Below are 5,522 nucleotides of genomic sequence, written 5' to 3'. Positions count from 1 at the left end.
GGTTCCTCAACAGGAGGCTTTACAGATTGTGGTCTTCAAAACGGTATCAAGTTGAGCTATGCGATCGACGTTGGCTACAATCAGTTGGACTGGAACTTAAGGAACCATCCGCAGGTCGTGGTAATGGAAAGAACAAATTTCCGTTATGTAACTAGAGAGGACTTAACGGAAGGTACACCAGAGTTTGCTTCAATAGATGTTTCATTCATTTCCTTAAAAATCATTCTTCCTGTACTTGCTAAGCTATTAGCAGAGGATGGAGAGGTCGTTGCCCTCATTAAACCTCAGTTCGAAGCTGGGAGAGACCAAGTTGGTAAGAAAGGAATCGTCAAGGATCCTAAAATTCATAAGCATGTAGTAAGAAACATCCTTGATTTTTCTGTAGAACATAACTATTCAGTTCGTGGGGTAACCTATTCTCCCATTACAGGGGGAGATGGGAATATCGAATTTCTCGTCTATTTGGGCTTGTCCAGCTTTAAAGAAGGGGAAAACCTAACGGATGTCGAAATAGATACTGTGATTGAACAAGCACATGCAGCCCACGGCAAATAAAGTCTTATATCTTTAAGTCCAGCATGTAGTTTAGATGAAAACTTAATTTAAATAGCTATAGTTTTCATTCAATTAATAAGGGGCTCTGCGAGGGCCCTTTTTTATCGTATATAAGGATTTAGCTGGCTTCTGAAAACCAATCATCTCTGACACCTGCACATCAGACTGAGATGTTTATGAATGTAAGCTGCAAGTTTGAAACGGAGGATTTACATGAATAAAGGTCAACGCCATATCAAAATCAGAGAATTGATAACCAATGATGATATTGAAACCCAGGATGAATTAGTCGATCGGTTAAAAGGACTTGGATACAACGTGACCCAGGCGACGGTCTCCAGAGATATCAAGGAACTCCATCTTGTAAAAGTTCCTATGATGGACGGGCGTTACAAATACAGCTTGCCGGCTGATCAGCGTTTCAATCCCTTTGAAAAATTGAAGAGATTAATGATGGATGCTTTTGTTAGCATTGATCGGGCAGGACACTTCATCATTTTAAAAACATTGCCAGGTAATGCGAACGCGGTAGGAGCATTGATTGATAATCTAGACTGGGAAGAAATTATGGGAACGATATGTGGGGATGACACCTGTTTGATCATTTGCCGTAGTGAAGAGCAAACGGAAACGATAAGTGACCAATTGCTAAATATGTTATAACTGAGGTGGATCGTTTCATGTTAACGGAATTATCAATACGCGATTTTGCTATCATTGATCATATATCCATTACGTTTAAAGAAGGCTTAACAGTCCTGACTGGCGAGACAGGAGCAGGTAAATCAATTATTATTGATGCTATACAATTACTGTCTGGTGGGCGTGGTTCTGTGGAATTCGTTCGTCATGGAACGAAAAAAGCTGAAATTGAAGGATTGTTTACTGTTGAGCCAGATCATCCAATTTATCAAAAAGGAAGTCAATTCGGTGTAGAAATTAATGAGGATGGAATGGTCGTGCTTCATAGAACCATTACTCATCAAGGAAAAAGCATATGTCGTGTGAATGGGAAATTAGTAACGTTAGGTATACTTAAAGAGTTTGGCCACACGCTTATCGATATCCATAGTCAGCATGAGACCCAGTCTTTAATGGATCCAGATAGACATATTGAACTCTTGGATATGTTTGCTTCCACCGAATTGGTTACATCCATGAAGGAATATGGGGATGTGTATGAGAAGTACAGGTCATTACTTAAAAGATATAAAGAGTTGAGTGAAAACGAGCAGGAAATGGCTCAACGTTTAGACTTATTGGAGTTTCAACTTCGTGAATTACAAGGAGCAGAACTGCAACCCCATGAAGATGAGGAATTATCTGAAGAGCGTAATAAGCTAATGAATTACGAAAAGATATACCAAGGCATCCACGATGCCTATAATTCCCTTTATGGTGAACAAAAGGGCCTGGACTGGTTGAGCCATGCGATGACCTCTATAGAGAGTATATCGGATTTTGATGATCAACTATCTAAAATGTCTGAAGAGCTGTCTAATTCTTATTATTTGATTGAAGAAATGACGTTTCAACTCAGTAGTCAAATGGCAGAATTAGAATTCGATCCAGAACGTCTAAATCAAATCGAATCCAGGCTGAATGAATTGAACCGATTAATGAAAAAATACGGTGCATCTGTAGAAGATATGCTTGAATATTCCTCAAGGATTGAAGAAGAAATTGATGAAATCCGAAACAAGGATTCTCATTTAAGCAAAATGGAAAGGCAGATAGATGAATTGGGCCAGGATGCGGTACTCGAGGCAAAGAATATCCACGATATCCGTTCAAAAGCTTCAGATGTGCTATCCGAGTACATACATGAGGAATTGAAAGATCTCTATTTAGAAAAAGCTTCTTTTGCAGTGGATATTCAAGTAAAAGAAGGGCGACAAAATGAACCTCTGTTTGATGGCATCCCTGTGCACCTGCAGCCAAATGGATTTGACATCGTCAAATTCCTCATCACAACAAATCCTGGCGAACCTTTAAAAGAAATACATAAAGTAGCGTCAGGTGGCGAAATGTCCAGAATCATGCTCGCATTGAAACGTATTTTCAGCAGACATCAGGGTGTTACCAGTGTTATTTTTGATGAAGTAGACACGGGGGTAAGCGGCAGGGTTGCTCAAGCTATTGCAGAAAAGATTCACGGCATATCAGAAGGTTCACAGGTTCTTTGTATATCTCATCTCCCGCAAGTAGCAGCAATGGCTGATACACATGTACGTATTGAAAAACGCGTAGATAATGATCGGACTTTTACCGGTGTTACCGAACTTAAATATGAAGAAAAAGCCGATGAAATATCCAGAATGATGACAGGCGCAGAACTTACAGAGACAACACTTGAGCATGCACGAGAACTATTGACCTTAGCTGAGAAACATAAGCAGCATCAATTATAAAAAAATGTAGAAAATAAACGTACGGATGTTTTCGTACGTTTATTTTTTTTGGATGCGAGCATCTTTATAATCTTCATTATTCAAGATTTTATACGATGGTGAATGTTTCTTTACAAGGGAATCGGTACTATAATTACTCAGATTATGCTCGTTTAAAAATTCACTTCAAAGACCACATTATAAGTAAGCCATTGAGTTGGTACTGGAGTGATAAGGAGTGTTGAACCCTTGATTCAAAAGACAAAGATAAGATATATATGTGGTTCTGTTCTCCTGCTGTTGATGCTTAGTTTACCTTTATTAAGCCCCGTTCAAAATTATTTGTCGATCCCTACGGAAGTGAAAGTGAACGCTTCAGAAGAGGTTACACCGGTCTTTAAGAATTCTAATGAAGCTTGGACCGCATTTTCTTCGACCAATGACAACCAGATTTTCTATGAGTTTGCAGGTGTTCCTTTGAAAAAGACCGATCTGCATGCTATGAAGGATATTCGTCTCATCCCTGGTGGTCAATCGGTTGGAGTAGAGCTCCATACCAAAGGAGTTTTAGTCGTAGGGCATCACCTCGTCAAGAGTGAAGATGAAAAGAGAAATTCACCAGGTGAGGATGCGAATGTACAGGTTGGGGATATCTTGCTAAAAGGAAATGGCCAAGAACTCAATAGTATGGAGGATTTATCCTCCCTGGTCAAAGAATCAGGCGAAGATGGAAAAGCTATTGAGCTAACCATTAAAAGAGGAAAAGAAATGATTACAACTTCATTGACCCCATCTTACAACAATGAAGAAAAGGAATACCAAATTGGTTTGTATATCCGTGATTCTGCTGCAGGAATTGGTACGATGACATTTTATCATCCTGACAGTAAAAAATATGGAGCATTAGGGCACGTCATATCCGATATGGATACAAAGAAACCCATTGAGATACACGAGGGAACAATCGTAAAATCGCACGTGACTTCCATTGAGAAAGGGAGTCAGGGAGTACCAGGAGAGAAAAAGGCCCGGTTTTCGATTCAAAATGATCGATTAGGGAATATTACAAAAAATACTCCGTTTGGAATCTTTGGAGAACTTGACGGAGATATGAAAAATAGTGCCTATCCAGAAGGTTTACCGGTAGGGTTTTCTGATCAAGTAGAAGAAGGACCTGCTAAAATCTTAACCGTCTTAAACGGAGATCAGATGCAATCGTTCGATGTAGAAATCGTTAGCAACATGCCTAAGAAAAGCCCAGTCACAAAAGGTATGATTGTGAAGATCACAGATCCGGACTTGTTAGACAAGACAGGCGGGATTGTCCAGGGAATGAGCGGAAGTCCTATTATCCAAAATGGAAAAATTATTGGTGCAGTCACTCATGTATTTGTCAACGACCCAACAAGCGGTTATGGCGTTCACATTGAGTGGATGCTACAAGAAGCCGGTATAGAATTATACGAAGATCAACAACAAGCAAGTTAAGAAGAGCTCAAAAAGGGCTCTTTTTTTCATTCAACATTTTTCGACAAACGTATAAGTTATATGTCGAAAAACTACGATTATCAAAGTATTTTTAAGCATTTTGAAGATATTCTCAAATTTAATATTTTTTTTGTTATAATAAAAAGGGGTATATTTCCTGCATGTCGAATAAGACATAAAAGGGAAACGAGGATTTTATAAGGAGGAAATTAAATGGATAAGATCAAAGTTTGTTTGGCTGATGATAATCGCGAGCTAGTAAAGCTTCTTGAGGAATATTTTGAAGACACAAATGATATTGAGGTTATTGGGGCTTCGTATAATGGTAAGGATTGCTTATCTATGGTGGATGAGAAACATCCAGATGTGTTAATTCTTGATATCATTATGCCTCATCTAGATGGACTAGCTGTCTTGAATAAACTCAAAGAATTCGAAAAAGCACCAGAAGTAATCATGTTGACCGCTTTTGGACAAGAAGAAGTAACGAAGAAAGCAGTAGAACTTGGTGCAGCTTATTTTATGATGAAGCCATTTGATCTTGACCATCTTGGTGAGCAGGTTAGACAAATCAAGCACTCAGGCGATCCAATCAACCGTGCTATTGGAAGCAGCTACAGTTCTACGAAATCCAAAAAGCCTGATTTGGATACGAGTATTACTCACATAATCCATGAGGTTGGTGTGCCGGCTCATATTAAAGGCTATCAGTATTTACGTGAAGCCATTACAATGGTTTACAATGATTTGGAGCTTCTTGGCTCGATTACGAAAGTCCTCTATCCCGACATTGCAACAAAGTACAATACGACAGCATCTCGAGTTGAACGCGCAATTCGTCACGCGATTGAAGTAGCATGGAACCGTGGAAACATTGATGCAATATCGTCCTTATTTGGGTACACGATTTCCAATACAAAAGCGAAGCCTACGAACAGCGAATTTATAGCCATGGTCGCGGATCGTTTAAGACTAGAACATAAGGCGTCATAATCTTCAAAGAAGTGTAGAAATTATTTATAGATATAAATTCCAGGCGTAGGGAGAAACCCTTGCGCCTTTTATTTTTGGGGAAATTTCAACAAGTTG

The 5,522-nt window shown here is 39.2% G+C and carries 5 protein-coding genes; all 5 read left to right on the top strand.

Features of this window, described 5'->3' with window-relative positions; all coding sequences use genetic code 11:
• Window positions 1-555, top strand: a 555-nt coding sequence (locus tag LD39_RS07910; protein WP_035544934.1) for a TlyA family RNA methyltransferase, incomplete at its 5' end; no start/stop codon positions are given.
• Between the two features lie 213 nt (window positions 556-768).
• A complete protein-coding gene (gene ahrC / locus LD39_RS07905) occupies window positions 769-1,218 on the top strand; it encodes a transcriptional regulator AhrC/ArgR (RefSeq protein ID WP_035544930.1) in 450 nt (149 codons plus the stop codon).
• Between the two features lie 17 nt (window positions 1,219-1,235).
• Window positions 1,236-2,966, top strand: coding sequence for a DNA repair protein RecN (gene recN / locus LD39_RS07900; RefSeq protein WP_035544926.1), 1,731 nt, complete (start codon window positions 1,236-1,238; stop codon window positions 2,964-2,966).
• A gap of 231 nt (window positions 2,967-3,197) precedes the next feature.
• Window positions 3,198-4,433: a SpoIVB peptidase gene (gene spoIVB, locus LD39_RS07895; protein ID WP_035544931.1), complete on the top strand. Its 1,236-nt coding sequence runs from the start codon at window positions 3,198-3,200 to the stop codon at window positions 4,431-4,433.
• Between the two features lie 213 nt (window positions 4,434-4,646).
• Window positions 4,647-5,426, top strand: a complete 780-nt coding sequence (spo0A, locus tag LD39_RS07890; RefSeq protein ID WP_035544924.1) for a sporulation transcription factor Spo0A — start codon at window positions 4,647-4,649, stop codon at window positions 5,424-5,426.
• The last annotated feature ends 96 nt before the right edge of the window (window positions 5,427-5,522 follow it).

Origin of the sequence: Halobacillus sp. BBL2006 (assembly GCF_000786645.1) — a bacterium.
Taxonomy (GTDB): Bacteria; Bacillota; Bacilli; order Bacillales; family Halobacillaceae; genus Halobacillus.
The sequence above is the reverse complement of the archived record's forward strand: the minus strand, read 5'-3'. Positions and strand labels throughout refer to the sequence as shown.

Bases quoted from the DNA above. Each gene is read 5' to 3' on its own strand.
- ahrC (WP_035544930.1), top strand. From the start codon at position 769: ATGAATAAAGGTCAACGCCATATCAAAATCAGAGAATTGATAACCAAT.
- recN (WP_035544926.1), top strand. From the start codon at position 1,236: ATGTTAACGGAATTATCAATACGCGATTTTGCTATCATTGATCATATA.
- spo0A (WP_035544924.1), top strand. From the start codon at position 4,647: ATGGATAAGATCAAAGTTTGTTTGGCTGATGATAATCGCGAGCTAGTA.